This is a genomic window from Streptomyces sp. NPDC005899, from assembly GCF_040629645.1.
Taxonomy (GTDB): domain Bacteria; phylum Actinomycetota; class Actinomycetes; order Streptomycetales; family Streptomycetaceae; genus Streptomyces.
In genome coordinates this window covers 1-1,927 of record NZ_JBEXWB010000622.1, presented here as the reverse complement: position 1 = coordinate 1,927, position 1,927 = coordinate 1, and the positions used below count along the sequence as shown (strand labels likewise).

General features: G+C 68.6%; 1 protein-coding gene and 1 pseudogene. Both read right to left on the bottom strand.

Going from position 1 to position 1,927, the window contains the following annotated elements; all coding sequences use genetic code 11:
- Positions 1 to 63: 63 nt before the first annotated feature.
- Positions 64 to 1,062, bottom strand: coding sequence for a TerC family protein (locus ABZ371_RS32115; RefSeq protein ID WP_358686367.1), 999 nt, complete (start codon positions 1,060 to 1,062; stop codon positions 64 to 66).
- A gap of 362 nt (positions 1,063 to 1,424) precedes the next feature.
- Positions 1,425 to 1,927: pseudogene (locus tag ABZ371_RS32110) on the bottom strand (export associated protein); the annotation flags it as partial.

Genomic DNA, 1,927 nt, shown 5'->3' with positions numbered 1-1,927 from the left:
CAGGACCGGCGGCCGGGTGCCTGATGGCCCCGGCCGCCGGTCCGTCCGCCGCCACTCCCGCGGCTACTTCCCGGCGCCCGCCTTCTCGGTCTCGTCGCCCGCTGCGCCGGCCTCCGCCGCGGCCTGCTTCTTGTTGGCGATCAGGCTGGTGATCGTGGTGACCACCAGGACGCCGCAGATGAAGGAGAGGGAGAACGGGATGGAGATCTCCGGGACGTGCACACCGGACTCGTGCAGTGCGTGCAGCACGAGCTTGACGCCGATGAAGCCGAGGATCACCGAGAGTCCGTAGCTGAGGTGCACCAGCTTCTTCAGCAGACCGCCGATGAGGAAGTACAGCTGCCGCAGACCCATCAGCGCGAACGCGTTGGCGGTGAAGACGATGTACGGGTCCTGGGTCAGACCGAAGATCGCGGGGATGGAGTCCAGCGCGAACAGCACATCGGTGGTGCCGATGGCCAGCATGACCACCATCAGCGGTGTCATCACGCGCTTGCCGTTGTTCCGGATGAACAGCTTGGTGCCGTGGTAGCGGTCGGCGACACCGAAGCGGTGCTCGATCGACTTGAGGAGGCGGTTCTCCTCGAACTCCTCCTCCTCGTCGTCGGCGCGCGCCTCCTGGATCAGCTTCCAGGCGGTGTAGATCAGGAACGCGCCGAAGATGTAGAAGATCCACGAGAAGTTGGCGATGACCGCCGCGCCGGCGGCGATGAAGATCGCCCGCAGCACCAGGGCGATCAGCACACCGATGAGCAGCACCCGCTGCTGCAGGTGTGAGGGCACCGAGAACTTCGCCATGATCAGCACGAAGACGAAGAGGTTGTCGACACTGAGCGACTTCTCGGTGATGAAGCCGGCGAAGAACTCGCCCGAGGCCTGGCTCTCGCCGAAGATCAGCAGGCCGAACCCGAAGAGGGCGGCCAGCGCGATCCAGACGACGGTCCAGATACCGGCTTCCTTGGTCGACACGTCATGGGGCTTGCGCCCGATGAAGAAGTCGACGGCGATGAGGGCGGCCAGACCGACAACGGTCAGCACCCAGAGAGTCCATGAAACGTCCACTGCGCCTCCGGCAGTTCGCTACGGCTATAGATCAGCGTCGTCGCTGCCGGAGGTCTCTTCCACCCGAGGTGCGCGGGCTGCGCACCGGGCCGACGCCCCGGGACCGGTCACAGTCCGTACTGACGGGAACGCCGCGATCGGGAATACTCCCCTCCGCCCAAAGAACAGTACAGGAAACACCAAGAGAAGGTAAAGCGGGAGGCAAAAGGAGATCAAAGCACCTGGTCGGGGCGGTGTTCACCTACAGGTGTGGGGGTGGATGCCTGTCAGGTGGGGATGCCTGACAGCCCGGGGGTGGGGCGCCGGGGATGTCCGACAGCCCGGGGCGGGCGGAGTCACCCCGCAGCCCGCCCCCGAGCGGCTCAGCGGTGACCGCCGCCCCGCGCCGCGGCCACGAGCGCGAGGACCTGCTCCAGGACACGGCTGCCCTGCGGCACGCGCAGCGGCTCGTACGTCCAGGCGTGGCCCACCCACGGGTCGGCGAGGTGGTCGTCGGGCACGGGCGTGATCCGCAGCAGTGACCGCCACAGCGGATCGAGCACGGGACCGTACGCCCGGGCGTCCTCACGGTCGGCCACCATCAGCAGGTGCACGCCCACCGCCGGCCCCTCGTCGGCGAGGTAGCGCAACTGGGTGACGGCCCGGTCGTCGAAGCCGTGCGGGAAGTCGTTGACGATCAGCAGCTGCTCGGCGGTGTCCAGGTCCGGCGGCAGGGAGTCCGTGGCCCCCGCCCGCAGGGCCATCTGCACCAGATCGACCCGCCGGGTCAGGTGGGCGAGTACCGCGGCCACGCCCGCGGCCCCCGCCGCCGGAGGACCGGCGAGGACGCCGGACGCCACGAGGGGCCCCAGGGGCCCGGCGGCGG